Source organism: Tessaracoccus flavus (assembly GCF_001997295.1).
Taxonomy (GTDB): Bacteria; Actinomycetota; Actinomycetes; order Propionibacteriales; family Propionibacteriaceae; genus Arachnia; species Arachnia flava.
Map to the genome: position 1 here is coordinate 3,102,247 of NZ_CP019605.1, position 24,592 is coordinate 3,126,838.

23 protein-coding genes are annotated in these 24,592 nt (G+C 68.4%); 13 read left to right on the forward strand and 10 right to left on the reverse strand.

Annotation, left to right across the window (positions count from 1 at the left end; translation table 11 throughout):
- Positions 1-3: 3 nt before the first annotated feature.
- The 3 genes from mshB to RPIT_RS14170 form a co-directional block, all read right to left on the reverse strand.
- Complete coding sequence (mshB, locus tag RPIT_RS14160; protein WP_218121645.1) at positions 4-912, reverse strand: N-acetyl-1-D-myo-inositol-2-amino-2-deoxy-alpha-D-glucopyranoside deacetylase; 909 nt, start codon at positions 910-912, stop codon at positions 4-6.
- 126 nt (positions 913-1,038) lie between these two features.
- Positions 1,039-1,275, reverse strand: coding sequence for a type II toxin-antitoxin system antitoxin (locus RPIT_RS14165; RefSeq protein ID WP_077344034.1), 237 nt, complete (start codon positions 1,273-1,275; stop codon positions 1,039-1,041).
- Positions 1,276-1,307: 32 nt separating this feature from the next.
- Positions 1,308-2,294 (reverse strand): SPFH domain-containing protein, encoded by a 987-nt coding sequence (locus RPIT_RS14170; RefSeq protein ID WP_077344035.1) that lies wholly within the window; start codon positions 2,292-2,294, stop codon positions 1,308-1,310.
- A gap of 88 nt (positions 2,295-2,382) precedes the next feature.
- Here RPIT_RS14170 and RPIT_RS14175 point away from each other — a divergent pair, with 88 nt between their 5' ends.
- From RPIT_RS14175 to ppdK, 11 genes are all read left to right on the forward strand, one after another.
- On the forward strand, positions 2,383-3,696 hold the full coding sequence (locus RPIT_RS14175; RefSeq protein WP_077344036.1) for an MFS transporter: 1,314 nt from the start codon (positions 2,383-2,385) through the stop codon (positions 3,694-3,696).
- Between the two features lie 562 nt (positions 3,697-4,258).
- Complete coding sequence (locus RPIT_RS15280; RefSeq protein WP_162274587.1) at positions 4,259-5,008, forward strand: DUF1801 domain-containing protein; 750 nt, start codon at positions 4,259-4,261, stop codon at positions 5,006-5,008.
- Complete coding sequence (locus RPIT_RS14185) at positions 5,005-5,595, forward strand: DUF6518 family protein (RefSeq protein WP_077344037.1); 591 nt, start codon at positions 5,005-5,007, stop codon at positions 5,593-5,595. The genes RPIT_RS15280 and RPIT_RS14185 overlap by 4 nt, the downstream gene beginning before the upstream one ends.
- 43 nt (positions 5,596-5,638) lie before the next feature.
- Positions 5,639-6,259, forward strand: a complete 621-nt coding sequence (locus tag RPIT_RS14190; RefSeq protein ID WP_077344038.1) for a cation efflux transmembrane domain-containing protein — start codon at positions 5,639-5,641, stop codon at positions 6,257-6,259.
- Between the two features lie 90 nt (positions 6,260-6,349).
- Positions 6,350-7,351: a hypothetical protein gene (locus RPIT_RS14195; protein WP_077344039.1), complete on the forward strand. Its 1,002-nt coding sequence runs from the start codon at positions 6,350-6,352 to the stop codon at positions 7,349-7,351.
- A 92-nt stretch (positions 7,352-7,443) separates the two neighbouring features.
- A complete protein-coding gene (locus tag RPIT_RS14200) occupies positions 7,444-9,804 on the forward strand; it encodes an alpha-amylase family glycosyl hydrolase (RefSeq protein WP_077344040.1) in 2,361 nt (786 codons plus the stop codon).
- A 169-nt stretch (positions 9,805-9,973) separates the two neighbouring features.
- Positions 9,974-10,861, forward strand: coding sequence for a pyruvate, water dikinase regulatory protein (locus RPIT_RS14205; RefSeq protein WP_077344041.1), 888 nt, complete (start codon positions 9,974-9,976; stop codon positions 10,859-10,861).
- 353 nt (positions 10,862-11,214) lie between these two features.
- On the forward strand, positions 11,215-12,021 hold the full coding sequence (locus tag RPIT_RS14210) for a DUF4397 domain-containing protein (protein WP_077344042.1): 807 nt from the start codon (positions 11,215-11,217) through the stop codon (positions 12,019-12,021).
- A gap of 107 nt (positions 12,022-12,128) precedes the next feature.
- Positions 12,129-12,692, forward strand: coding sequence for an RNA polymerase sigma factor (locus RPIT_RS14215; protein ID WP_077344043.1), 564 nt, complete (start codon positions 12,129-12,131; stop codon positions 12,690-12,692).
- Positions 12,685-13,311: an anti-sigma factor gene (locus RPIT_RS14220; RefSeq protein ID WP_162274588.1), complete on the forward strand. Its 627-nt coding sequence runs from the start codon at positions 12,685-12,687 to the stop codon at positions 13,309-13,311. The genes RPIT_RS14215 and RPIT_RS14220 overlap by 8 nt, the downstream gene beginning before the upstream one ends.
- A 156-nt stretch (positions 13,312-13,467) precedes the next feature.
- On the forward strand, positions 13,468-16,122 hold the full coding sequence (gene ppdK / locus RPIT_RS14225) for a pyruvate, phosphate dikinase (protein WP_077344045.1): 2,655 nt from the start codon (positions 13,468-13,470) through the stop codon (positions 16,120-16,122).
- Between the two features lie 162 nt (positions 16,123-16,284).
- On the opposite strand, the gene RPIT_RS14230 is transcribed toward ppdK, so the two are convergent.
- The 3 genes from RPIT_RS14230 to RPIT_RS14240 all read right to left on the reverse strand — a co-directional run bounded on the left by RPIT_RS14230 (position 16,285) and on the right by RPIT_RS14240 (position 19,028).
- The gene (locus RPIT_RS14230) at positions 16,285-17,421 is read right to left on the reverse strand and encodes a phosphotransferase family protein (RefSeq protein ID WP_162274589.1); all 1,137 of its coding nucleotides are present in this window, start codon (positions 17,419-17,421) and stop codon (positions 16,285-16,287) included.
- Positions 17,422-17,507: 86 nt separating this feature from the next.
- A complete protein-coding gene (locus tag RPIT_RS15130; protein WP_143028292.1) occupies positions 17,508-18,005 on the reverse strand; it encodes a hypothetical protein in 498 nt (165 codons plus the stop codon).
- Positions 18,006-18,107: 102 nt separating this feature from the next.
- Entirely contained in the window at positions 18,108-19,028 is a 921-nt protein-coding gene (locus RPIT_RS14240) for a 1-phosphofructokinase family hexose kinase (RefSeq protein WP_077344048.1), read from the reverse strand.
- Positions 19,029-19,153: 125 nt separating this feature from the next.
- Here RPIT_RS14240 and RPIT_RS14245 point away from each other — a divergent pair, with 125 nt between their 5' ends.
- Positions 19,154-19,753 carry a hypothetical protein gene (locus tag RPIT_RS14245; protein WP_077344049.1) on the forward strand — a complete coding sequence of 200 codons (600 nt, stop codon included), beginning with the start codon at positions 19,154-19,156 and terminating at the stop codon, positions 19,751-19,753.
- A 57-nt stretch (positions 19,754-19,810) separates the two neighbouring features.
- Here RPIT_RS14245 and RPIT_RS15135 read toward each other — a convergent pair whose 3' ends face one another.
- The 4 genes from RPIT_RS15135 to RPIT_RS14260 form a co-directional block, all read right to left on the reverse strand.
- Positions 19,811-19,936 carry a methionine/alanine import family NSS transporter small subunit gene (locus RPIT_RS15135; RefSeq protein WP_143028293.1) on the reverse strand — a complete coding sequence of 42 codons (126 nt, stop codon included), beginning with the start codon at positions 19,934-19,936 and terminating at the stop codon, positions 19,811-19,813.
- Positions 19,933-21,492, reverse strand: a complete 1,560-nt coding sequence (locus tag RPIT_RS14250) for a sodium-dependent transporter (RefSeq protein WP_077344050.1) — start codon at positions 21,490-21,492, stop codon at positions 19,933-19,935. Before RPIT_RS14250 ends, RPIT_RS15135 begins: the two co-directional genes overlap by 4 nt.
- A gap of 432 nt (positions 21,493-21,924) precedes the next feature.
- Entirely contained in the window at positions 21,925-22,695 is a 771-nt protein-coding gene (gene yaaA / locus RPIT_RS14255; protein ID WP_077344051.1) for a peroxide stress protein YaaA, read from the reverse strand.
- A gap of 163 nt (positions 22,696-22,858) precedes the next feature.
- The gene (locus RPIT_RS14260; protein ID WP_077344052.1) at positions 22,859-23,281 is read right to left on the reverse strand and encodes a pyrimidine dimer DNA glycosylase/endonuclease V; all 423 of its coding nucleotides are present in this window, start codon (positions 23,279-23,281) and stop codon (positions 22,859-22,861) included.
- A 74-nt stretch (positions 23,282-23,355) separates the two neighbouring features.
- Here RPIT_RS14260 and RPIT_RS14265 point away from each other — a divergent pair, with 74 nt between their 5' ends.
- The gene (locus tag RPIT_RS14265) at positions 23,356-24,591 is read left to right on the forward strand and encodes an AGE family epimerase/isomerase (protein ID WP_077344053.1); all 1,236 of its coding nucleotides are present in this window, start codon (positions 23,356-23,358) and stop codon (positions 24,589-24,591) included.
- The last annotated feature ends 1 nt before the right edge of the window (position 24,592 follow it).

A 24,592-nucleotide genomic window follows, 5' to 3' on the forward strand; every position in this document is an offset into this window, starting at 1 on the left:
ACTTTACGTGGCTTCTGAGAAGTCGATTCCCTCGAAGACGTCGGTGGCCGGGCCGTCGCCGGGCGGGAACGGCTGACCGCTGCCCAGCAGATACGCCTCCCCGGCGCCGGGGAGCTCCTGCATGATCGAGTAGAACTGCCAGAACGGGTGCTCAAGGTTGACCTGGCTGCGGTGCGCGCCCAGCGCGGCGCGGCACTTCTCGAGCCACGGCGATGTCTCGACCACCGCGACGATCTGCGACGGGTCCGGCCCGAACCGCTCAGTGGCGGCGTCCTCGTCGACACCCGGCCAGAGCTCAAGCCCGCGCTCCCGCGCGATGGCGTAGGCCTCCGCCCACTTGCTCGTGTTGTGGGTGTTCCACAGGACGCGGGAGACCTGCCAGGGCGCGCCCAGATCCGGGCGGTGCGACGGCGACGACGCCAGCTGCACGGCGTACATGAGCGTGCGGTGGGCCTGGATGTGGTCGGGATGCCCGTAGTTGCCGAACGGGTCGTAGGTGATGGCCACCTGGGGCCGCCGGCTTCGGATGACTTCGACGAGGTGGTTGGCGGCCTCCAGCAGGTCGGCTCGCCAGAAGGCGTTGTCGGGCATCTCGTCGGGCACCGCCGCGCGTCCGGTGTCGTCGGAGGTCATCCCGGAGTCGTGGTAGCGGCCGGGGCCGCCGAGGAAGAGGTGGTCGGTCACCCCCACGACGTCGAGGGCTGACTCCAGCTCGACCTGACGGTGCGCGCCGAGCTCGGCCGGCGAGAAGTGTGACCACTCCGGCAGCATGATCTCGCCGAGTTCGCCCAGCGTGCACGTGACGAGCGTGACGTGGGCCCCCTGGTCGAGGTAGCGCGCCATGGTGGCGACAGACTGGCTCGATTCGTCGTCGGGGTGGGCGTGGACGAGAAGAAGTCGTTGCTGGGTCACGTGGATCAGTCTAACGGTCGTCCCGGTTTCAACTAATTCGCGCGACGGCGGGGGCGCGAGGCACCGCGGGTTTGGCCTGTCAGGTTGCGAGCCCTTCGATACACGGCCGCTCGTTCCTCGCGGTCGTTACTCAGGGAGACGGTGGTGACCTTTCCCGCTCGGGGAACGGGGCTGTGCTGGCGGGCGGCCGCGTTTCGGGAGCGGGGCCGCGTCCTTGGGGGCGCGCCCGGCCTTCTTGAGCGCGTCCCGCAGCACCACCTCGATCTGGGCGTTGACCGAGCGCAAATCGTCGGCAGCCCAGCGGGCGAGCGCGTCGTGCACCGCCGGGTCCAACCGGAGCAGCACCGCCTTACGCTCGCCCATCAGAGCCCCTCGGGCAGGTCACAGCGCATCGCTCACGTGTACAGCGACCCGGTGTTGACCACCGGGGTGACGCGCGACTCGCTGGTGAGGACCACGAGCAGGTTGGACACCATCGCGGCCTTGCGCTCCTCGTCGAGGGAGACGACGTTCTTCTCCTCGAGGCGCTCGAGCGCGTTCTCGACCATGGACACCGCGCCCTCGACGATCTTCTCGCGGGCCGCGATGATCGCGGACGCCTGCTGGCGCTGAAGCATCGCCTGGGCGATCTCCGGCGCGTAGGCGAGCGAGGAGATGCGGGTCTCCACCACCTCGAGGCCGGCGATCGCGATGCGCGCGGCCACCTCGTCGGCGAGTTCGTCGGCCACCAGCTCGGTGGAACCGCGGAGGCTCTCCTCGCCGGGGCCTGCGTAGTCGTAGGGGTGGGTGGTGGCGACGTGGCGCAGTGCCGATTCCGACTGCACCGCGACGAACTCGTCGTACTGCTCGACGGCGAACACCGACTTGGCGGTGTCGGCCACCTGCCACACGACGATCGCGGCGATGTTGACCGGGTTGCCGTCGGCGTCGTTGACCTTGAGCTCGTTGGTCTCGAAGTTGCGAACCTTCACCGAGACCTTCTTCTTCGTGGTGAAGGGGACGGTCATCAGCAGGCCGGCCCGGCGGATGGTGCCGATGTAGCGACCGAAGAACTGGATGACCTTGGTGTCGCCGGGGCTGATGATCGTCAGCGACGAGAACATCACCAACGCCAGGAGGAACAGAAGGATCGCCAGGAACATCCGCAGCCCGCCGGCGTCCCCGACGTCGAGCGCCATCGCGGCGACGACGAACTGCCAGGAGGCGAGGCCGAGGACCACCAGGGCGACGAAGAACGCCAGGATGCCGTCGATGTACCAGGCCTTCTTCTCCTCAATGTCGACGCGGGCACCCTCGCGCCCGACGGGACGAACGGAGGTGTTGCCGCCCACGGAGTCGCCGTCGAGATCGGTGCTGGGATCGGGTGTCTGGGGAAGAGTCACGATGGTCCTTTCAATAAAGTGTAATCAATATGATATCACTTTACGGGCCGGGTGTGTGCACGTCCGTGCCCTGTCCTAGGCTCTGGCTGTGACCACCAGCGAATCCGTCTACACCGCCCTTGTGCACCGTTCCTCGGCCGCCGACGAGTCGATCGCCGAGGAGGACCGCAGCACCGTGGCCCGCAACGGGCTACGGATCGTGGGCGCGAGCGCGCTGCAGGCGTCGGGGGATCAGGCGACGAAGGCGTCGACGGTGCTGCCCTGGCTGCTCCACGCCCTCGGGGCCCCTGCTGCCCTCATCGGGTTGCTCGTCCCGATCCGGGAGTCGGGCTCGATGCTCCCGCAGGCATTCCTCACCCCGATCGTGATGCGCTACCGGCAGCGCAAGTGGGTGGTCGTCGTCGGTCACGCGGTGCAGGCCGCCTCGGTCGCCGTGATGACGCTCATCGCCGCCGTCGGCTCCGGCCTCTGGGCGGGGGTCGGCATCGTCGGTGCGCTGGCGGTGTTCTCGCTGGGCCGCTGCCTGACCTCGATCGCCTCGAAGGATGTCCTGGGGCGGACCTTGCCGAAGGGCGAGCGCGGCCAGGTCAACGGACTGGCCACCACCGCCTCGGGGATCGTGGCGATCACGCTCGGGCTGGGCCTCCGTCTGCTGGGCGGCCAACAACTGGAGGCGACGCAGCTCGCCTGGGTGCTCGGCGGAGCGGCCGCGCTGTGGGTGCTCGCGGCGGTGCTGTACGCGCAGGTCGAGGAGCCCGACGACGACGCCTCGGCCGACGGCGAGAGCGACGGCTCGTGGGCCGCGCTGAGGCTCCTGCGCGACGACCGGGACTTCCGCCGCTTCGTCACCACCCGCAGCTTCCTCCTCGTCTCCGCCCTGGCGCCACCGTTCATCGTCTCCATGTCGGCGTCGTCGGGCGCCGACGCCGTCGTCGGACTGGGTGGCTTCGTCGTTGCGTCGGGGGTGGCGTCGATCATCGGCGGGCGGCTGTTCGGCCGGATGGCCGACCGCTCCAGCCGCCGTCTCATGGCCTTCGGTGCGGCGGCGTCGGCGGCGGTGGTGCTGCTGATCGTCGGCATCGTCGCGCTCCCGGGATTCTCGGGGGAGACGACCGTCGGCACCCTCGTGCTCGTCGTCGGGTACTTCCTGCTGACCCTCCTGCACACCGGTGTGCGGGTGGGGCGCAAGACCTACATCGTCGACATGGCGGAGGGGGATCAGCGGACGCTGTACGTCGCCGTCTCCAACACGGCGATGGGCATCATCCTGCTGGTGGTCGGGGCGATCAGCTCGGCGATCGCGCTGCTCGGCACGGTCTGGGCTCTGGTGTTCCTGGCCGCCCTGGGAGCCCTCGGTGCCGTCTGGGGCTGGCGGCTCCCCGAGGTGTCTCAGGGGTCCTGACCACTCGGCCCTTGAGCTTGTCGCCTCGTGCTCCCTGAGCTTGTCGGCTCGTGCTCCCTGAGCTTGTCGAAGGGTTACGGCCCCGACCGTGGTCGCCGCCCTTGTGGTCGGGGGCGGCGGTAGGTAGCGAGGTCGTTACCCTTCGACGGACGTTCCTCGCGCAGGCGCTCGTCACTGCTCAGGGACCACCCTTCGACGGACGTTCCTTAGCTCTTGCGCTCGTCACTGCTCAGGGGTCAAGGTCCCTGAGCTTGTCGAAGGGTTACGCCCGTGAGTGTGGTCGCCGCCCTTGTGGTCGGGGGCGGCGGTAGGTGGCGAGGCCGTTACCCTTCGACGGACGGGCTGCTCGCTGCGCTCGCCGGCCCTGCTCAGGGACCACCCTTCGACGGACGTTCCTTAGCTCTTGCGCTCGTCACTGCTCAGGGATCGATTCGAGCGCTCGCCGGCCCTGCTCAGGGATCGGGGAAACATCAGGGACATTGCTCAGGTGCCACTCCTGGCTGGGCGCTTAAGCTCGCCGAGAGCGCGGTGATTCTGCCGCCTGCTGGACAGGAGCGGACCCATGCCCGACAACATCACCCGACCCACCGACTCGTCGGTGGACGAGTTCCTCGACTCCGTCACTGAGCGCCGTCGCCACGAGGCACGAGCGCTGATCGACATGATGCGCGACATCTCTGGTGAGCAGCCGGTGCTGTGGGGCTCATCGATCATCGGCTTCGGCACGGAGCACTACCGCTACGACACCGGCCGCGAGGGTGACCAGCCGGGGATCGGATTCAGCCCGCGGAAGGCGTCCATCACGATCTACTTCTCCGAGGGTTTCGAGCACTACGGCGACGAACTCTCCCGCCTCGGGAAGCACCGCGCCAGCGTCTCGTGTCTCTACCTGAACAAGCTGGCCGACGTCGATCTGGACGTCCTGCGATCCATGCTCGAGGCCTCCTGGCACAAGCAACACGAACCGCTCGCCAAGCCCACCACGGTCGACGAGTACATCGCGCAGGTGCCCGACGCGGCGCGCGAGAAGTTCGACGACCTCCGCGCCCTCGTCCGCGGCCAACTGCCCGAGGCGGAGGAGACGCTGAGCTACGGAATCGTCGGTTACCGCACCGGCAAGGGCCGGGCGCGGGTGTACATCTCGGGGTTCAAGGACCACGTGGCGATCTACCCGGTGCCCAGCGACGAGTCGCTCCCCCAGGAGCTCAGAGCGCACATCCACGGCAAGGGATCGATCTGGTTCGCGCTCGACGAGCCGCTGCCAACCGGCCTCATCCGGCGGACGGTCGCCGCACTGGTGGAAGGCCGGTGAGCGCCCGCGCTGCCGCGCTCGCCCTTGGCGGGGGGCTCGTTGCCGGGGTCGTGATGTCGTTCGGGCAGACGGTGGCACCCGAGCCCATTGCGCCGCTCTTCAACTCCGCCGCTCCGGTGGTTGCCCTCGCCGCCGCCGTGGCGCTGGCCGGCCGGGGAGCCCTCACCCACGTGCTTTTCGGCGCGTCCGCAGGACCCCTGGCCATGGTCGGCTACTACGCCACCACCCACCTGAGGGGTTTCGGGGTCAGCCTGCAGATGGTGGCGTTCTGGTCGGTGGCCGGCGTCGTCAGCGGGGCGGCGATGGGGCTGGCCGTCTGGGCGCTCCGACGCCGAGCTGCTCCGGCGTGGCGCGTGCCAGCCGCGGCCCTGTTTCCGGGCGTCGCGATCGGCGAGGCTGCCCACGGCCTGGTGCGCATTTCGGACACGACCCCAGCGGCCTACTGGGCAGGGCTGGCTCTGCTCGGTGCCGTGATTCTCGCGTGGCTCGCACGATCGTTCCTGGACACCACGCTGCAGAGGACGCTGGCCGTCGGGTTCACAGCGGCCGCGGCCGCCGCGCTCTTCGTCCTCTACGGCGTTGCCTGAACCCGTGCCCGCAGATCGGCAGCGCGCTCGTAGACTGCCGCCCGTGACCCAGACCACTGCCGACGGCCTCCGACGCGCCGTCCTCATCGTCGCTGCCCTCAACCTCGCCTACTTCTTCGTCGAGGCCGGGGTGGCGATCAACATCGGCTCGGTGTCACTGTACGCCGACTCCGTCGACTTCCTCGAGGACACCGCCGTCAACCTCCTCATCTTCCTTGCCCTGGGGTGGCCGCTGGCGCGCCGGGCGACGATGGGCAAGGTGATGGCGGTGGTCATCCTCATCCCCGCCGTCGCAGCGCTCTGGCAGGCGATCGTCAAGTTCCAGCGGCCCGACGCGCCCGATCCGCTGTCGCTCATCCTGACCGCGGGGGGAGCGGTGGTGGTCAACACCATCTGTTCTGTCATTCTGCTGCGGCACCGCGAGCACGGGGGGTCCATGACGCGGGCCGCCTGGCTGGCCGCCCGCAACGACGTCATCATCAACATCGGCATCATCGTCGTCGGCGTCATCACGTTGTTCCTCGTCCGCAACGGGTGGCCCGACCTCATCCTGGGCCTGGGCATCATCGCGCTCAACGCCCGCGCCGCGCGAGAGGTGTGGGAGGTTGCCGAGGAGGAGAACCTCGCGGCCAAGGCGCTGGCGGGCGACATCGACGACGACTAACCGGTCCCTTGGCCGACAGGCCGGTGTGACACGCGACTGCCGCAGCCTCCCTCACCTAGTCTGAAGGCTCGCGGACGAGAGGGATGGATCATGACACTGAAGCGACGGCTGGCAGCGGCTCTGGCGGCGGCAGCGATGCTGGTCTGGGGCAGGGTGGCCACTGCTGCGGCCGAGGAAGTCGACATGTACTCGAACCCTGGCGGTCACGCCAATAACGGTCGGCTCTGGCAGACCGACTGCGAGATGTACTCCTCGACGGTGGTGCGCTGCGAGACCGACATCTGGGCCTCGGTGGTGCGCTACGAGAACGGGCGCTTCCGCACCATCACAGGCTGGCACTTCAACAACCTCACGTACCTGCCGTCCTACCGCGGGGCCTGGGCCAACAATCCACTCGGTGTGCCGAGCGACTCGTTCACGAGCAACGGCCGCACCTGGCGCACCGAGTGCGACACCGCTGCCACGGGCAGCGGTGCCTGCCGGAGCTACATCTGGACGAACTACGCCGCGTATGAGGGTGGCGCCTACCGCAACAAGACCGGCTGGGTGTTCAACAACCTCGTCCGCTTCGCCCACGACCAGATCCAGCCTGTCAAGACCGTGCCGCCGCACGTGCTCGACCAGGTGCGCCTCGACTTCTCCGGGCTCGGCCCGCTCAAGGCAGGGGTGTCGCACGCCGATCTGGCGCGCCTGGGCTACCTGACGGCGACCGGTCACGAGTGCGACGCCTACCGGGAGACGACGGAGCTGCGCTCCAGGGGGATCGCCGTGACGTTCGGACGCTCGGACGTGCTGGTGCAGTCCCGCAACATCTTCACCGTCGACGGCGCGCGGCCCGGGCTCAGCATCGGTTCTATCCGCGGCATCTACGGGTCCCGCTTCAAGGTGGAGGCCAAGGAGAACTACGGCCGCACGCAGTACTTCGGGTCGGTCCGTGAAGGCGACCGGGAGCTGATCTTCCGGGTCCGGGGCGTCCCCGATGGCTACGGCGGCTTCGAGTACGCCCCGACGCGGACGCTCGTCGACACCGACGTGGTCTATGAGATCAGCGCGGGTGAGTACACCGACGACGTCAGCTGGGGCGGCTGCTGAGACCAGGTCTGCGCCGCGCATGGTGGCTCTGAACGGGCGCGAACAGCGCGGAGATTCTCGTCACTTGACTTGATCGTGCAAAACTTGGCGATGTGAACCATCTGATTGCACTGAACGAGCAGGAGTGGGCGACGGCCAGCTGGCCGCTCGGCACCCACCCGTCAGCCGACGGTGTGACTTTCGCCGTCCATGCCCCGGCCGCCTCGCGGATCCAGCTCGAGATTTACCCGGAGGCGCTCGGCGCCGACGCCACTGACTCCTTCCTCATGGCCAAGGGCGTCGACGGGATCTGGCGGGCCAAGGTGCAGGGCCTCCAGCTGGGTGCGCTGGTCGGCTTCCGTGCCTGGGGCGACAACTGGCCCTACGTCGAGGGCTGGGAGCCTGGATCGGACCTCGGTTTTGTGGCCGACCTCGACGAGGACGGCAACCGGTTCAACCCGAACAAGGTCCTCTTCGATCCGTACGCGCGCGAGGTGACCCACAACGTCTACACCGACCTCCTCCATGAGTACGGCGTCAACGATGGTGTCTTCGGGACCGGCGGCGAGATCGTCGACGGCGTGCCGCGCCGCCAGATCGACACCGGCCGGTACGCGCCCAAGGGCATCGTCATCGCCGAAGACACCTACGTCTCGCCGAAGCCGCAGATCCCGGGCGAGAAGTCGGTGATCTACGAGGTGCAGGTGGAGCAGCTCACGGGGCACCCATCGGCGTCCCGGCTGACCGAACTGCTGGCCGACGAGCCCGGCTTCGCCGACGTCGTCGACATCCCCGAGGAGTACCGCGGCACCTACAAGGGTGTGGGCATGATGGCGCCCTACCTCAAAGCCATCGGCATGACGACGATCGAACTGCTGCCGATCCACGAGACCAACGCGTCGGAGACCGGCCGGCCGGGTGCCTCCAACGCGTGGGGCTACATGACTCTCACGTTCTTCGCGCCCAACCGGCAGTACTCGTCGGACAAGAGCTGGGGCGGCCCCACGCGCGAGTTCAAGGAGATGGTCTCCGCGTTCCACGACGCCGGGCTCCAGGTCTACCTCGACGTCGTCTACAACCACACGGCCGAGGGCGGCAACTGGAACGGCGACGTCAACACCACCGGGTTCACGAGCCTGGGCGGCTTCGCGACGGCCGAGTACTACCAGATGACCACCGACAAGATCCTCGTCGACGGCGCGACAGGAACGTCCAACCAGCTCAACTTCTCGTCGGAGGCGGCCCAGCGGCTCGTCCTGGATTCCGTGAAGTACTGGACGCAGGACATGCAGGTGGACGGGTTCCGCTTCGATCTCGCCACGGTCCTTGGCCGTAAGCCCGACGAGGCGCACCCGGAGGACTGGGCCAAGCAGAAGCGGTTCTTCACCGACCACCCGCTACTCGTGGCCATCGCCGACTTCGCCGCCGAGGAGGGCATCGAGGTCATCGCCGAGGCGTGGGACCTCTGGGGCTACGAGGTGGGCAACTTCCCCCGTGGCTGGGGCGAGTGGAACGGCCGCTACCGCGACGCCATCCGCCGCTACGCCAAGGGCGACGGCAACACGATCGACTTCCTCGACATGATGAACGGCGATTACCACCACTTCCACGACTCGGGGGGCGCGCAGAAGACCATCAACTTCATCGACGCGCACGACGGCTTCAACATGGTGGACCTGGTCAGCTACCAGGAGAAGAACAACGACCAGCCGTTCCCGTTCGGGCCCTCCGACGGCGGCTCGGACAACAACCTGTCGTGGGACTCGGGCGGCTCCCAGGCGCTGCGACGCCAGCGCGTCCGTAATTTCTGGACGATGCTGTTCTTCTCCCGCGGCGTGCCGATGATCGTGGCGGGCGACGAGTTCGGGCGGACGCAGAACGGCAACAACAACCCGTGGGCCCTGGACTCGGTGGCGATGCGCAACAACTACGCGATGATCCCGACCAACTCGCCGCACCTCGTGCCCGTCGCCGACGGCCTCGACGCGGTCTACCACGACAATCTGGGCACCTTCGAGACGCCCGCCAACGTCAACGGCCTGTTCCGGTTCGCGACGTTCCTGGCGAACCTGAGGCAGCGTCACGAGGCGCTGCAGCAGAAGAGCTGGGGCGACCTGATCCCGGACAACAGGGACGTCTCCTACCTCTTCCACACCCCGACGCGCGAGGGCTTCCCGGAGGAGGGCCACCGGGCCGTTGCCATCTACATCAACTCCCCGGGCGACAACTTCTGGGTGATGGTCAACATGACCGAGGCCCCGATCGACTTCGTCGTCCCGCCCGCGCAGGACGGCCTCGTGTGGCGCCGCCTGGTGGACACCGCCAACTGGGCGGAGCCCGCGTGCAACTTCTGGCGCGAGGGGGAGGGGATGATCGTGGCCGACGGCGTCACGGTGGAGCCGTGGTCGATCGTCGTGTGGCACGAGCTGCCGGCCCCCGACGGCTCCCGGAAGATCCCGGTGTGGAAGGACTGACAGGTCCCTGAAGGTCCCTGAGCTTGTCTTTCCGTTCCCTGAGCTTGTCGAAGGGTAACGACCTCTCGGCTGTGCGCCGCCCCTGACCACGGGGCGGCGCACGGCCGTTCAGGGCGGTTACCCGTCGGCCGGCGCGGCCCCGCCGGACGGCACCGGTAGAGTGCCGGTCATGTCAGCAGAGCCGCTGGAAATCCACATCATCGCCGATTCGACCGGCGAGTCCGCCGCCCGCGTGGCGCGGGCTGCGATCACGCAGTTCCCAACCCGGGAGTTCAGCATCGTCCGACACCGGAAGATGAACAGCACGGCGGCACTGCTCGGGGCGCTCGAGAGCGTCAAGAGCACCGGTCGGCCGACGGCAGTCTTCTTCACGCTCGTCAACGAGGAGCTGTCGCTCCTGGTCAGGAATTTCTGCACCGACGCCGACATCCCATACGCGGACCTCATGACCGACGCGATGCACGCGCTGGAGCGGATCACCGGCATCGAGGCGGACCAGGTGGCCATGCGTCCCCCGGGCGTGGAGGCGGAGTACTTCGTCCGGATGTCGGCGATCGACTTCGCCGTCCGGAACGACGACGGCTCCCTCCCGGAGGCGCTCCGCGAATGCGACATCTGCCTCGTCGGGCCGTCGCGCTCCGGCAAGACCCCTCTGTCGATCTACCTCGCCTACATGGGCTACAAGGCGGTCAACGTCCCGCTGGTGCCGGGCATCAAACCGCCCAAGGAACTCGACGAACTCGACCGGTGGCGCATCGTCGGGCTCACCATGGACGCCGAACGCCTCCTCAAAATCCGCGGCGAGCGCGTCCGCGGCATGGGCGGCTTCGGGACGAAGGACGGCTACGCCGACCTGGCCAAGATCTACGACGAGCTCGACGAGATCGCGAAGGTTCACCGTCGGCTCGGCTGCCCGATCATCGACACCACCGGCGTCGCGATCGAGGAAGCGGCCAGCCGCATCGTCGATATCGTCGACGACCGAGCCCGCCGCGTCGGCTCCCGCCTCCGCCGCCCACCTGGCATCGTGCGGCCGGGGTCCGACTTCAAGCCCTGACCGGCCCTCGACGGCGCAGCGACCCACGCCGTCGTCCTGGCGGTCCAGACGCCAACGCTCTGCGCCGAACGCCACCATGACTCAGCGACGCCCCTGAGATCTCGCGGGCGTCGGCGATTCTCGTCGGCGGATCACGATTCCAGTTGGCGTTTCGGGCTCCCGGTTGGCGTCTCGGAAAAGAATCTTCCGCACTCTCGGACGGCAAACAGCCTAGTCAGGACCATTCGAACGGGCGGATGCGATCTCTCAGAAAAAAAGTTGAAAATTCCTGCATCCAAACCACCCCCTGCCCACGAAGTACTCAGTGTCAAGGTGATAGTCGCCTCGTCAAGGTTTCCGAAAGGTTCACTCCAATGAAGCTCTCTCGCATCATCGTCGCCGGCTCCGTCGCCCTCGCGGCCTCCCTCGGCTCGGCAAGCGTCGCGTTCGCCGACGACCACAACACCTCCAACGTCTCGATCCTCCACGGCGTCCCCGGCGCCACCGTCGACGTCTACGTCAACGGCGACGCGCTGCTCACCAACTTCGCCCCCGGCACCCTGACCGACCCGCTGGAGCTCCCCGAAGGTAGCTACGACCTCAAGGTCGTCGCGCCCGGCGCCGGCGCCGACGGCGAGGCAATCATCGAGGCCAACGACGTGGCTGTTCCGGCCGGTGCCGACATCACCGTCGTCGCCCACCTCACCGACGCCGGCGTGCCGGCACTGACCCCCTTCGTCAACGACACCAGCATGTCGGAGGAGGGTGGCCGACTGACCGTCCGCCACGTGGCCGCAGCTCCCGCCGTCGACATCCGCGCCGGTGGTGCGGTGGCAGTGTCCAACCTTGCCAACCCCGACGAGGCCAAGCTTGACCTCGCCGCCGGCACCGTTCCCGCCGACGTCGTTGCCGCCGGCACCGACACCGTGGTGCTTGGCCCCGCCGATGTGACCATCGCAGCCGGCTCCAACACCATCGTCTACGCCTGGGGCTCGCTCGAGGACGAGAACCTCGCCCTCGCCATCCAGAACGTCGCGCTCGACACGGCCGGCATGCCCCACACCGGTGCTGAAGGCCCCGCCAACTCGACCAACGGTCTCGTCGCCGCCACCCTGCTTCTGGCCGGCGTCGCCGTCACCGTCGTGATGGCTCAGCGCAACCGCGCTGGCAACATCGCCTGACCGATCCGCTGACAATGCTCACGGCTTCCCGCCCAGCACCCGATGCTGAGCGGGAAGCCGTGGCCATGTCCCCGGCAACCCGCACTCCGTGTGCAACACTGGTTCACATGGCCCCCGACGACCGGCAGACCCCAGTGGGGCTCCTCGCCACTCAGCTCGCCGCAGGCGATGAGTCGGCGCTCCGGGAGGCCTACCACCGCTGGTCCCGCCTCATCCACACGATCGCCCGCAACTCTCTGGGCTCCGCAGCTGATGCGGACGACGTGACGCAGCAGGTGTTCATCGCCGCGTGGAACTCGAGGGCCTCCCTGCGAGCGAGCGACGAGGCCCTCCCCGCCTGGCTCATCGGCATCTGCCGCATGAAGGTGATCGACGCCCTCCGGGCCAGGAGCCGCGGCTTCCGCAACGAGGAGGCGATGATGAGCGAGGCGCTCGACGAGCCGGTGGTGCGGAACCTCGACGGTGTGATCGACTCGGTGGTGGTGCGTGACGCACTGGCCGCCCTCGGCGACCCCCGGGCGCAGATCCTCACCATGGTGTACCTGGAAGATAAGACTCATGACGACGTGGCCCGCCACCTCAGCATCCCGCTGGGTACGGTGAAGAGCCACGTCCGTAGGGGCCTCGAGAGGCTCCGCTCAGTGTTCGAGGAGGTGGATTCCCTTGTCTGAAGAAAGCAACTACACGCTTGACGACGTGGCACGGCGTTTCCGCCGAGCCGTCGCTCAGGACCCGCAGTGGTCCGACCCGTCGCCCGGTACGTGGGAGGCCATCGCGGCCGCGACCGGTGTCGCGCCCAGCCAGAGCCCCGCGCCGGACGCCAGCGAACCCCAGGCAGCTCCCAGCGTCAGCCGCCGTGGCTGGCTGTTCGGCGCTGGCGGGCTCGTCGTCGGCGCCATCGCCGGTGCGGTGGGCATGCGGATGGCCGATGGCTTCTTCGACGACCTCGAGGAGGCCGTGCGGCGCGCCGAACTCACCCCGCTCGACCGGCCCGACCAGCGCCTCGGCACCGCCGAGTTGCTGCGGCAGCAGTTCGGGTACAGCCTCTCGGTGGAGGTGCCCGAGGGCGTCTCCAACCCCGACGGCTACGTCGAGGTCTGGCTCATCAACACCGACGGCCAGCGGATGGTATCCGTCGGCGTGTTCGCCGCCGACAGCATCGGCCGGTTCTCCATCGACGAGGCGCTCATCGAGGGCGGCTACCTGATCGTCGACCTGTCCAACGAGCAGTTCGACGACGAGCCGCGCCACTCCGGCGACACCATCATGCGCGGAGAGCTCCGCTCCTGACCTGACGCCGTCGCGACTCGCCCGCGGCGCGAAGCGCTCATCCGGCTTGCTCGAAGATGTACACCCCGCCGCCTACGGTGCTCGGAGGGGCCACTAGGCTGGGGGTCGTTGCTGGGACGAAGCAGTCCCCAGGGCAAGTCGAAGGAGATTTCCCACATGAGTGAAGAACGCTATATCTACGACCTCGCTGACGGCGACGGCACGATGCGGTCGCTTCTCGGCGGTAAGGGCGCGGGCGTAGCTGAGATGAATCGGGTTGGGGTTCCCGTCCCCGACGCGTTCACCGTCACGACGACGGCGTGCGTGCAGACGATGAACAACAACGGCGAGTGGCCCGACGGCCTGGCCGATCAGATCGCGCAAGGTCTGAAGCGCCTCGAGGAACGCACCGGGCGTACGCTCGGCGGTTCCGAACGTCCGCTGCTCGTCTCGGTGCGTTCGGGTGCCGTGCACTCGATGCCCGGCATGATGGACACGATCCTCAACCTCGGTATCTCCGACGAATCAGTTGTCGCCCTGGCAGAGGAGTTCGGCAACGAACGCTTCGCCTGGGACTGCTACCGCCGCTTCATCCAGATGTACGGCGAGGTCGTCGAGGGTGTGCCGCAGAACCTCTACGAGGATGCGCTGAGCGAGCTGAAGCACCACCGCGGCGTCGATCAGGACACCGACCTGGACGCCGACGACCTCAAGGGTCTGGTCGAGACCTTCAAGCAGATCTCAAACGACCACCTCGGCGGCGCATGGACCGCCGACCCCCGCGAGCAACTCAACCGGGCCGTCAACGCCGTCTTCAAGTCGTGGGGCAACCCCCGCGCCGAGGTGTACCGCCGCGCCCACAACATCCCGGCCAGCCTCGGCACCGCCGTCAACATCATGCAGATGGTCTTCGGCAACCGCGGCGACACCTCCGCCACCGGGGTGTGCTTCACGCGCAACCCGTCGACCGGTGAGAAGGCGCTCTACGGCGAGTTCCTCGTCAACGCCCAGGGCGAGGACGTCGTCGCGGGCATCCGCACGCCGCGTCCCATGGGCGAGATGAAGGACGTGCTGCCGGAGGCCTACGAGCAGCTCGTGGCCACCATGCACAAGATGGAGCAGCACTACAAGGACATGCAGGACATGGAGTTCACCATCGAGGATGGCAAGCTCTACCTGCTGCAGACCCGTAACGGCAAGCGCACCGCCGCGGCCGCCCTCAAGGTGGCCTCGGACCTCGTCGATGAGGGCGTCATCTCCCAGGAGGAGGCGCTGCTGCGCATCGAGCCCGGCCAGCTGGACCAGCTGCTGCACCCGGCCATCCCTCCGGAGCACGGCCAGATCCCGATCGCGAAGGGCCTCCCGGCCTCGCCCGGCGCCGCGGTGGGCGGTGTCGTCTTCGACGCCGACACGGCCGCCGAGCGCGGCAGCAAGGGTGAGCCCGTGGTGCTGGTGCGGTTCGAGACCACGCCCGACGACATCCACGGCGTCATCGAAGCCCAGGGCATCCTCACGGCTCACGGTGGCATGACCTCGCACGCGGCCGTGGTGGCCCGCGGCATGGGCAAGCCCTGTGTTGCCGGTGCGCACGGCATCAAGATCGACCCGGTCGGCAAGACGCTGACCATCGGCGATCGCGTCATCAAGGAGGGCGAGACCATCACCCTCGACGGCACCACCGGCGACGTCTATGGCGAGAAGATCGAGCTCATCCCGCCGCAGATCAACGAGGACTTCGAGCGGGTTGTTCAGTGGGCCGACAGCGTGCGCCGTCTGGGCGTGCGCGCCAACGCCGACAACTTCGAGGACGCGACGAAGGCCCGCGAGCTGGGCGCCGAGGGTATCGGCCTCTGCCGGACCGAACACATGTTCATGGCCCAGGACCGTCTCCCGGCGGTGCGGCGCATGATCCTCGCCGAGAGCTCCGAGCAGCGCGCTGCCGCGCTCGAGGAGATCCTGCCGATGCAGCAGTCGGACTTCGAGGGCGTCTTCACCGCGATGAAGGGGCTTCCGGTCACGGTTCGCCTCCTCGACCCGCCGCTGCACGAGTTCCTGCCGAACCTCGTCGAACAGTCGTTGCTGGTGCAGAGGCTGGAGATGTCCGGTGGCGACTCCGAGGAACTCGGCGAAGCCAAGCAGACCCTGGCCCAGGTCAAGCGCCTACACGAGCTCAACCCGATGCTCGGCACCCGTGGCTGCCGCCTGGCGATGCTGTACCCCGAGATCCCCGACATGCAGACGCGCGCGATCGTGCGTGCCGCGCTCGCGGTCAGGGAGCGCGAGGGCGAGACCGTCGGCGTGGAGATCATGATCCCGCTGGTGGCGCTCAGCCAGGAGCTCGAGACGCAGCGCGCGATCGTCGTCGCGGCGGTGGAGGACGAGCTGGCCCAGGCCGGAGCGGAGCTCGACTACACCGTCGGCACGATGATCGAGCTGCCCCGTGCAGCGCTGATCGCCGACAAGATCGCCGAGCATGCCGACTTCTTCTCGTTCGGCACCAACGACCTGACGCAGACCGCGATCGGTATCTCGCGCGACGACGCCGAGAACGGCTTCCTCACGCAGTACGTGATGGATCGGGTCCTCGAGCGCAACCCGTTCGAGACCATCGATGTCGAGGGCGTCGGCCAGCTGGTCGAGATGGGCGTCGAGCGCGGACGGTCGGTCAAGCCCAAGCTGAAGACCGGCGTCTGCGGTGAGCACGGTGGCGATCCCGATTCCGTGGAGTTCTTCCACGGCGCTGGGCTCGACTACGTCAGCTGCTCTCCGTTCCGCGTGCCGATCGCCCGCTTCGCCGCGGCCAAGGCGGTGCTTCAGGAGAAGAAGGCCTGAGCCGTCCACCCTGAGTTGAGGGCCCCGCTGTTCGCAGCGGGGCCCTCTCATGTCCGCCAAGGCCGGCCCGTAGATCGACTCGCACCCTCTGGTGTTGCGCTCGACGCACCCTCTGAGCGTGACTCCGCGCTCAGAGGGTGCGTCGAGCGCAACATCAGAGGGTCAGGCACGCCTAGCTAGCTTGCCGTGGGCACTGACAGCAGAGTCGGCCCAGATCTCGGCGAGCTCCAGCCAGGTCTCGGCGAGCGGGCCGGCGCCCGAGATGAGGCTCACGAGTACTGCCGCCACCCGGGCACGGAGCGATGCTGGATTCACCCGCTGGTCGAAGTCGGTCAACCAGTGGGCCAGCACCTCATCGATCCGCGGGTACGACTCGGGCGAGAGAGACGGCAGCACCGCGAGGTGGGCCAGGCAGCACGCGAGATCATCGACCCGGTGCCCGGGCCCGCAGGAGTCCATGTCGATGACCCGCAGCCCCTGGTCAGAGACGAAGATGTTGGCCTCGTAGAAGTCCCCATGGACCGGGACGACGGGGCCGGCCGGCAACGAGTCGAGCAACGTCTGTATCCGTGCGGCCAGCGAAGCGATCCGGTCGGCGTGTTCGGGGAGTTCGTGGGCAGCGGTGGCGCTGTGGAAGTCGAGGCGATCGGCCCAGGACTCCCGGCGCGGGAGGTCCGTGACCGCGTCCGGGACCTGGTCCAGGAGTTCCGCTAGGTCCGCCGGCTCGGGGAGGGCGTGGCCGAGGAACTGCCAGTCCACCAGGCGCTGCGCGAGGGACACTCCAGGCACCGCGGCCGTGACGAGCACGCCCGGCCTGGGGCGGAGCGCGATGGGTGCGGTGAGGCCGGCGGCGGCCACCGGATCGATGCGGTCTGCGAGGATCGACGCCTTCCGCTCCGGCATCACCTTGACGAACCACGTGCGGCCGTCGGCGGTCAGGCGGAGGACGGCGCGGCGGAGGGGACGGTAGGCGAGCAGGCTGATGTCGAGCTCGGCGATGCCGTCACGATGAGGCGGCAGCTGGCCCAACCATGAGAGCACGGTGGCCGGGTCGCAGGCGGCGGCCAGCGCAGGGAGGCGGGGATCGGCCGGGTGCCGCCACACCGAGAACCGGCCGTGCTCGGTGGTCACCTCGACGGCGGGTTCGCCGACGGCCGCGGTCGAGATGAGGAGGTGGTCGACCACCTCGGCGCCGTCGACCGGGTACGCCACCGTGTAGATGGCGGTCGCTTCAGCGCCCGGGCGGTAGTGGAACTCATCGCGCGTGGCGGTGAAGGTGAGCCCGTCCGCGTTCCCCACGAGAGCCGCCCGAAGCAGCCCTTCAGCGTCTGGGGACGCGAGAAAGGCAACGTCGGGCGGCAGGGGATGGCGAGGCATAACCGCGGTCAGTCGCCGGAGTTGGCGGAGGGAGCCGACGATGCGCTGGCGGGGGACGGGGCGGACGCCGGGCTGACAGGGCTGGGGGCCGACGGTGCGCTGGCCGGGGACATCGGCGAATCCGGGCTGTCCGGTGAGGCCGGGCTCTTGGCCGACAGCGGTGACACGGCGGACTTAGCCGATGCGGCGGACTTTGCCGACGCCGCGGACCGAGCCGACGCGGCGGTCTTGGCACTGGCGGCGCTTGGAGCCACGGAGACGGTCACCTGCGGTGCGGCGGCGGAGGCCGTGGCGGCCGGGAGCTTGGCGGCCGGCGTCGAGGCGGACCTGGCGGACCACGGGGTGTCGGCCGACTGGGTGGTGGCCGGAGCGGCGCTCACGGTGACGCTGGGGGCATCCTGGGTGCCGCGGCTGTCAGCGATCGCGACGGCACCAGCGGTGGCGGCGCCGAGCCCGAGCGTTCCGGAGATCGCCCACGTGGCGATGGTGCGCTTGGAGATGTTCATGGTGTGTTCCTCTCGTACCCGAACCGGTGGTCGGTTCCTGATGTCCACTACGAAACACCGCAGGGATGAGGGACGCCCTAGATCAAGATGAGCAATCGTTCATCAACCCGCGACCAGGACCTCGGCTCGGGACCTCAAGGATGCGCCCGCCAGACCCTCGACGTGCGCTGCGGCCGCAGCCAGCCCGTGCCGGACGACCTCCTCTCCATCCGCCCCGCGAAGCAGCCCCCAGGCCAGACCCGCGACGAACGTGTCGCCGGCCATGACGGACACCATCGCTCGGTCGGCGGGGCTCGGCAGCACCGCTGGGCGCCCCTCGCGCAGGACCGCGACCCCTCGCGCGCCGAGCGAGACGAGCGGGATGGTGGCGCCGGCCTCGTCCAGGAACTGAAGTGCCCGCTCGACCCGCTCGTCGGCCGTCAGGCTCTCAAGCCCAGGGAGCGCCCGGATCTCCTCGTCGTTGGGTTTGAACGCGGTGATCCCACGCACTGCCAGGCACGCGCGCAGCGCGGCCCCCTGCGCATCGACGATCACGCGCGCCCCGCGCTCGAGGCTGGCGGCGGCGAGCTGGGCCCAGGCGTCGTCGGCGAGACCTTGAGCCAGTGACCCGTTGAGGGTGACGATGTCGTCAGGCTGCAGGGACGCGAGCACGCCGTCGAACAACATCTCGACGGCGTCAGGATCGTCGATGCGTAGCCGCTCGCCCATGAAATGCGCGGCGACCTTCTCGCCGCTGCCGTCCACCAACGTCAGGTTGTGCCGGACGCTACCGGGGACGGTGACCAGGCCGTGGCTCAGCCCCTCGGCGTCGAGCCGCGCCGCGTACTCGCCTGCGTCGTCGGCCCCGACCGCCACGTGCGCGACGACCGGCACGCCCAGCGCCGCGGCGGACCTGGCGCAGGAGACTCCCTTGCCGGAGGCGACGGAGCGGTACGCATGCATGGTGCCTACCCCGCCCCAGTCGAGGCCGCTGACGGTGTAGTAGTCGTCGAACCCGGGGCTGAGCGTCACGGTGTGCAGCATGCGACGAGCCTACGGGCTCGCCTCGCCCGGGAACTCCGGTTCGGGGAGGTTGGCGTGCGGGTGGTTGGTGTGGGGGTCATACTGGATGGGTAACTCCCGAGCGGGAGCCGACGAGGAGCGCAACCATGTCGCAGCCGAACGACTACGGCCAGTCAGATCCACGGCAGTCGCCGCGCGAACCCGAGACCACACCCGATGGGTGGGGCCAGCCCGGCTACAGCGCTGGTAGCCCCTACTCGCAGCCGACACCTCCGCCGCCGCGCACCGATCCGTACGGCCAGCCCTATCCGCAGTCGGGGTACGGACACAACCCTTACGCCCAGCCGTACGGCTCCCAGCAGGCTGATCCCTACGGCCTCTACGGACAAGACACGTACGCGCCCTACGGTCAGGACCCCTACGGGACTCCCTCCTACCCACCGGTGCAGCCGTACGGCGCTCCGGGCTACGGCTACGGGTACGGGTCGGCCGAACATCCGCAGGCGAGCACCGTCCTGCTGCTGGGTGTCGGGGGATTCCTCTTCATGCCGTTGTGGTTCATCGCCTGGCACCTGGGCGGCCGCGCGAGGGACGAGATCCGGGGCGGCGCGCCCTTCCGCTGGGACGGGAACCTCAAGATCGGGTTCCTGCTCGGCAAGGTGATGGGCATCCTGACGATCCTGGGCTTCGTGCTGAGCGTGCTCTTCATGATCCTGGCTGGCGGGCTCATGGTGCTGGGGGGCTGACCGCCAGGGCTGACGGGGCCCCACGCTGAGCGGGGCCCCATCAGAGAGCGCAGCGCCCTAGAAGCCGTCACCCTCGTCGACGATGACCTCGGGGCTCCGGAGCAGGTGCACGATCGCGACGCCCAACCCGCCCCAGAGGGTGGTGATGGCGACGATCATCATGATGGTGGCTGTAGCTGTCATTTCTGCATGATCTCCTCGTACTTGACATTGAGTGCGGCTTCGTCGATCTCCGTGACCACGTCACGCCTCCACCGCGTGGCGAAGGCGATGACGACCGCGACGATGATGATGCCGCCCGCCATGCCCCAGCCGAAGATGCCGAGCATCCCGGCCGGGTAGTCCCCGTACGGAGCCTGGATCTTGGTGAGGATCTCGTTGAAGACGATGTAGCCGAGGACGATCGGCACCAGGATGCCGACCAGGCCCAGCCACAGCTTCCCGAAGCGGACGCTGGAGACGCGGTCGAGGTGCTGCTGCAGTGCGGGCAGCTTGCGCAGGATCCAACCGACGACGAGCACGCTCGTGAAGGCTCCGAGCAGGATGCCGAACTTGTTGATGAACTCGTCGGTGATGTCGAGGAAGTAGAGCCCCGTCGTCGTCGGCAGGAAGAGCATGGAGACCGCGGCCATCGGAATGCCGACGGCGGCCGTGGCCATCACACGGCTGAGACCCATCTTGTCGCGGACCGCCGACACGCACACCTCGACGATCGAGATCATCGAGGTGAAGCCTGCGAACATCAGCGACGCGAAGAACAGCACGCCGATCACCGGACCGAGGTTGGTGGTGCTGACGATCGTCGGGAACGCGATGAACGCGAGCCCGATGCCACCGGCGGCGACCTCGTCCATCGTCTGGTTGGTGGCCTGCATCATGAAGCCCAGCGCCGCGAAGACGCCGATGCCGGCGAGCAGCTCGAAGCTGGAGTTCGCGAATCCGACGACGAGGCCGGAGCCCGTGAGGTTGGTGCGACGGCGCAGGTAGGAGGAGTAGGTGATCATGATGCCGAAGCCGACGGAGAGCGAGAAGAAGATCTGGCCGTACGCCGCCGCCCAGACGCCGGGGTTCGTGAGCGCCGACCAGTCGGGGGTGAAGAACGCGTTGAGGCCGTCGACCGCGCCGGGGAGCATGATCGCCTGGAACACGAGAATGAGGAACATGACGAGCAGGAGCGGGATCATGACGACGTTGGCACGGGCGATTCCGCGCCGCACGCCGAGCGCGATGACGACCAGCGTCACCACCCAGACCAGAGCCATCGGCATGGCGACCTGCGGGACGAAGTCGAACCCGATGTGGGGGGTGTCGGCGAGTTGAAGGAACTCGCCGTACAGGAACGCCTGGGCGTCGTCGCCCCAGCTCTGGTTGAAGCTGAAGATGAAGTACATCCCGGCCCAGGCGAGGATCGCGGCGTAGTAGACGGCGATGACGAAGCACACCAGCACCTGCCACCAGCCGAGCGACTCGACCCACTTCGCCCGTCCGACGCGACGCATCGCCAACGGGGCGCTGCTGCGGTAGCGGTGACCGATCGCGTAGTCGAAGAACAGCAGCGGGATGCCTGCCGTCAGCAACGCGACGAGGTAGGGGATGACGAACGCGCCGCCGCCGTTGCTGTAGGCGACGTACGGGAAGCGCCAGATATTGCCGAGACCGACGGCGGAGCCGATCGCGGCGAGGATGAACACGTTGCGCGAGCTGAAGACCTCACGCTTGACGACTGTTGGATCAGCCATGTTGCCTCCCGACGGTGGGAATGGATCGATACGGGCTCACCGTAGTGCTCCGCCGTCGGGTCGGAGCGCCCGCCCACGAAAATGGGCGTGGCACTGGCCCGGGTCGTCGGCATTGATAGTCGCCAACGCTCCGACCGGTACGCCAACGGTCCACCCCCACGCCAACGGCCCGACCGAAACGCGAAAGGTGCGAGGAGAACGCCAACGGGGCGGGCCGTTCGCTGGCGAGACTCAGCGATGCCAGCGAGATTTCGCAGGCATCGATGGGTATCGACGGCGTTTTGGCGGCGCCGTTGGCGTTTGGCAGGGCCGTTGGCGTTCGGACGGCGCGGTTGGCGTCGGCAAGGCCTTACCGATGCGCGACATCCGACGGCAACCTCCTACGACGACGCGCGGGCAGTCCCACGGGCGGCGAGGGAGCTCGCGATCGAATCAGCGGACGAAGACCGGGGTGTCCTTGGTGGAGCGCTCCTCGTCGTAGGAGTAGCCGTCGGCCTCGAAGTCCAGCACCTTGGCGGCACTACGCACCCGCTCACGGACCAGCCAGGCCGCCATGAGGCCGCGTGCACGCTTGGCGTAGAAGCTGACGACGCGCGGCTCGCCGGACTTATCGCGGTCCTCGAACCGGGGGCTGATGACGCGCGCCCCGAGGCGGTGCTCGTCGACCACCTTGAAGTACTCCTGGGAGGCGAGGTTGATGAGGACCTCCGGGCCGGGAGAGGCCTCGAGGTCGCGGCGAAGCAGGTCCGTCACCTGGGTGCCCCACCATTCGTAGAGCGTCTGTCCGCGGCTGGACGCAAGACGTGTGCCCATCTCGAGGCGGTGGGGCTGGATCAGGTCCATCGGCCGCAGCAATCCGTAGAGGCCGGACAGGATCCGGACGGTCTTCTGCGCCTCGGTGAAGTCCCGGGCGTCGAAGTCCTTGGCTGCGAGACCCTGGTAGACGTCGCCGTCGAAGGCGAGCACCGCGGGTCGGGAGTTGTCCGGGGCGTGGTCAGTTGAGAACGCGCTGTAGCGGGAGGCGTTGAGCTCCGCCAGGTCGTCGGAGATGTGCATCAGCGCCTTGATTTCGCCCGGGGACTTCGTCCGCATGATCTCGATCAGCCCTGCCGACTGCCCCACAAGGCGGGGCTCCGAGTGCTTCCTGGTAGGCAGGGGAGTCTCGAAATCGAGTGATTTGGCGGGCGAAAGGACGGAAAGCATGGGGTGAGTCTAGTTGCCCCTGCCTGCTGTTCCTCGGCCCCTGAGCTCGTCGAAGGGTCAGGGACGTGCCAGTGCTCGACGTGGCTGTGGCCGGGGGCGGCGTTTGGAAACGGGCCGTTACCCTTCGACAAGCTCAGGGAGCAAGAGTCGACAAGCTCAGGGGTCAGGGGCGCTCCCACGCCTCGATCGGGCCATCGACGACGGTGAAGAGCGGGTGCGGACGAGGTGCAGTCAGTCGCGGCTCCCAGTCCGGGGCGCGCAGACGCACCTTCGAGCGCAGGTGGTCGAGCTCGTAGGCGAGTTGGCCGGCGGTGACGGTGAGCCGGAGTTCGTCGTCGGGCACTGTGTCCAGGCGCGTGACGTCGAAGCGGTAGCCACGCGCGGCGGCCTCGCTGCGTAGACCCGCGAGGTACGTCACGACGGCGCGGACTGGATCTGCTGTGGTCCGGAATCGCTGGAGCTGTGGGTGGTTGAGGTAGCCCTTCGTCCTGCCCGCCAGCACAGCTTGGGCGAGAAGCCCCTCGCGCCACCCGGCCACGAGCGCCGCGCGGTCGAGCAGGGTCGGGTGCAGGCTCCACAATCTCATCCCCCCAAGCATGCCCGACTGGCCGCGTGCCAAGATGAGTCCGGACCAGTGACGCCCGTGAGCGGAGGACGACGATGGAGCTTTTCGGTCAAGACGACAATCCCTTCGAGGACTGCACGCACCTGCGCTGGCTGGAATCGCACCGCGACGACCTGCTCGACTTCTACCAACCGGAGGTGTGTCTCGACAGCGGCGGCTACGCCTACCTCGACGCCGAGGGGCACGCACTCCCTGAGCAGGGGGCGCAACTCTGGCTGGGCGCTCGCATGCTGCACTGTTTCTCCATCGCCCACGCGCTGGGACGTCCCGGCGCGGCCGACGTCGTCCGTCATGGCCTGTCCTTCTACTCCGACGGCGAGGGCCGCGACCACGTCCACGGCGGCTGGTTCGCCACCGTCGGCGGCGCCGCCCCGTCGGACCGGAAGGAGCTCTACGGGCAGGCGCACCTGTTGCTGGGCGCCTCCTCGGCCGTGATCGCCGGGTTCCCCGAGGCCCGGAAGCTCGTCGACGAGGCGTTGCGGGTCATCGATGAGCACTACTGGCGCGAAGCGGAGGGAAGGTGCGTCGAGGCCTTCGACCGCACGTTCACCGAGCTCGACCCCTACCGCGGTCAAAACGCCAACATGCACCTGACCGAGGCTCTGCTGACGGCCTACGAGGCGACTGGCGACGAGATGCTCCTGAACCGGGCGGCGCGCATCGCACGCCACATCGCGGGGCGTGCCGCCGACCCGACCCGCGGTGCCTGGAGGCTCCCCGAGCATTTCGACGGTCAGTGGCGCGATCTCCTCGACTACAACCGCGACGAGCCGCGCCACCCCTTCCGCCCCTATGGCTCGCAGCCGGGGCACTGGCTCGAATGGACGAAGCTGCTGCTACAACTGCGCGGCAAGGGGATCGACGAACCGTGGCTGGTGCCCGCGGCGCGGAACCTGTTCGTCGGCGCCCTGCGCGACGCGTGGGCACCCGAGGGCGGTTTCGCCTACACCGTCGACTGGGACGGCAACGTGGTCGTGGCGGAGAAGTTCTTCTGGGAGGTCGCCGAGGGCATCGGAGCCGCGCGGTACCTCTACGACCTGGACCCGATGCCGACGTATGCCGACGCCTACCGCGGGTTCTGGCGCTACGTCGCCCTGCACATCGTCGACCACGAGCGGGGATCGTGGTTCCCCGAACTCGACGACGAGAATCGCCCCGTCCAGCACACCTGGGCCGGCAAGCCGGACCTCTACCACGCCTTCCAGGCGACGCTCTACGCCGCCGTCCCGGCCGACGAGGGCCTCGCCGCCTGGGCGGCGCGACCCCGCTGAG

Bases quoted from the DNA above. Each gene is read 5' to 3' on its own strand.
- RPIT_RS14240 (WP_077344048.1), bottom strand. From the start codon at position 19,028: ATGCTGCACACCGTGACGCTCAGCCCCGGGTTCGACGACTACTACACC.
- RPIT_RS14205 (WP_077344041.1), top strand. From the start codon at position 9,974: ATGTCAGCAGAGCCGCTGGAAATCCACATCATCGCCGATTCGACCGGC.
- RPIT_RS14215 (WP_077344043.1), top strand. From the start codon at position 12,129: ATGGCCCCCGACGACCGGCAGACCCCAGTGGGGCTCCTCGCCACTCAG.
- RPIT_RS14165 (WP_077344034.1), bottom strand. From the start codon at position 1,275: ATGGGCGAGCGTAAGGCGGTGCTGCTCCGGTTGGACCCGGCGGTGCAC.
- RPIT_RS14250 (WP_077344050.1), bottom strand. From the start codon at position 21,492: ATGGCTGATCCAACAGTCGTCAAGCGTGAGGTCTTCAGCTCGCGCAAC.
- RPIT_RS14260 (WP_077344052.1), bottom strand. From the start codon at position 23,281: ATGAGATTGTGGAGCCTGCACCCGACCCTGCTCGACCGCGCGGCGCTC.
- RPIT_RS15135 (WP_143028293.1), bottom strand. From the start codon at position 19,936: ATGACAGCTACAGCCACCATCATGATGATCGTCGCCATCACCACCCTC.
- yaaA (WP_077344051.1), bottom strand. From the start codon at position 22,695: ATGCTTTCCGTCCTTTCGCCCGCCAAATCACTCGATTTCGAGACTCCC.
- ppdK (WP_077344045.1), top strand. From the start codon at position 13,468: ATGAGTGAAGAACGCTATATCTACGACCTCGCTGACGGCGACGGCACG.
- RPIT_RS14210 (WP_077344042.1), top strand. From the start codon at position 11,215: ATGAAGCTCTCTCGCATCATCGTCGCCGGCTCCGTCGCCCTCGCGGCC.
- RPIT_RS14265 (WP_077344053.1), top strand. From the start codon at position 23,356: ATGGAGCTTTTCGGTCAAGACGACAATCCCTTCGAGGACTGCACGCAC.
- RPIT_RS15130 (WP_143028292.1), bottom strand. From the start codon at position 18,005: ATGAACATCTCCAAGCGCACCATCGCCACGTGGGCGATCTCCGGAACG.
- RPIT_RS14245 (WP_077344049.1), top strand. From the start codon at position 19,154: ATGTCGCAGCCGAACGACTACGGCCAGTCAGATCCACGGCAGTCGCCG.
- RPIT_RS15280 (WP_162274587.1), top strand. From the start codon at position 4,259: ATGCCCGACAACATCACCCGACCCACCGACTCGTCGGTGGACGAGTTC.
- RPIT_RS14195 (WP_077344039.1), top strand. From the start codon at position 6,350: ATGACACTGAAGCGACGGCTGGCAGCGGCTCTGGCGGCGGCAGCGATG.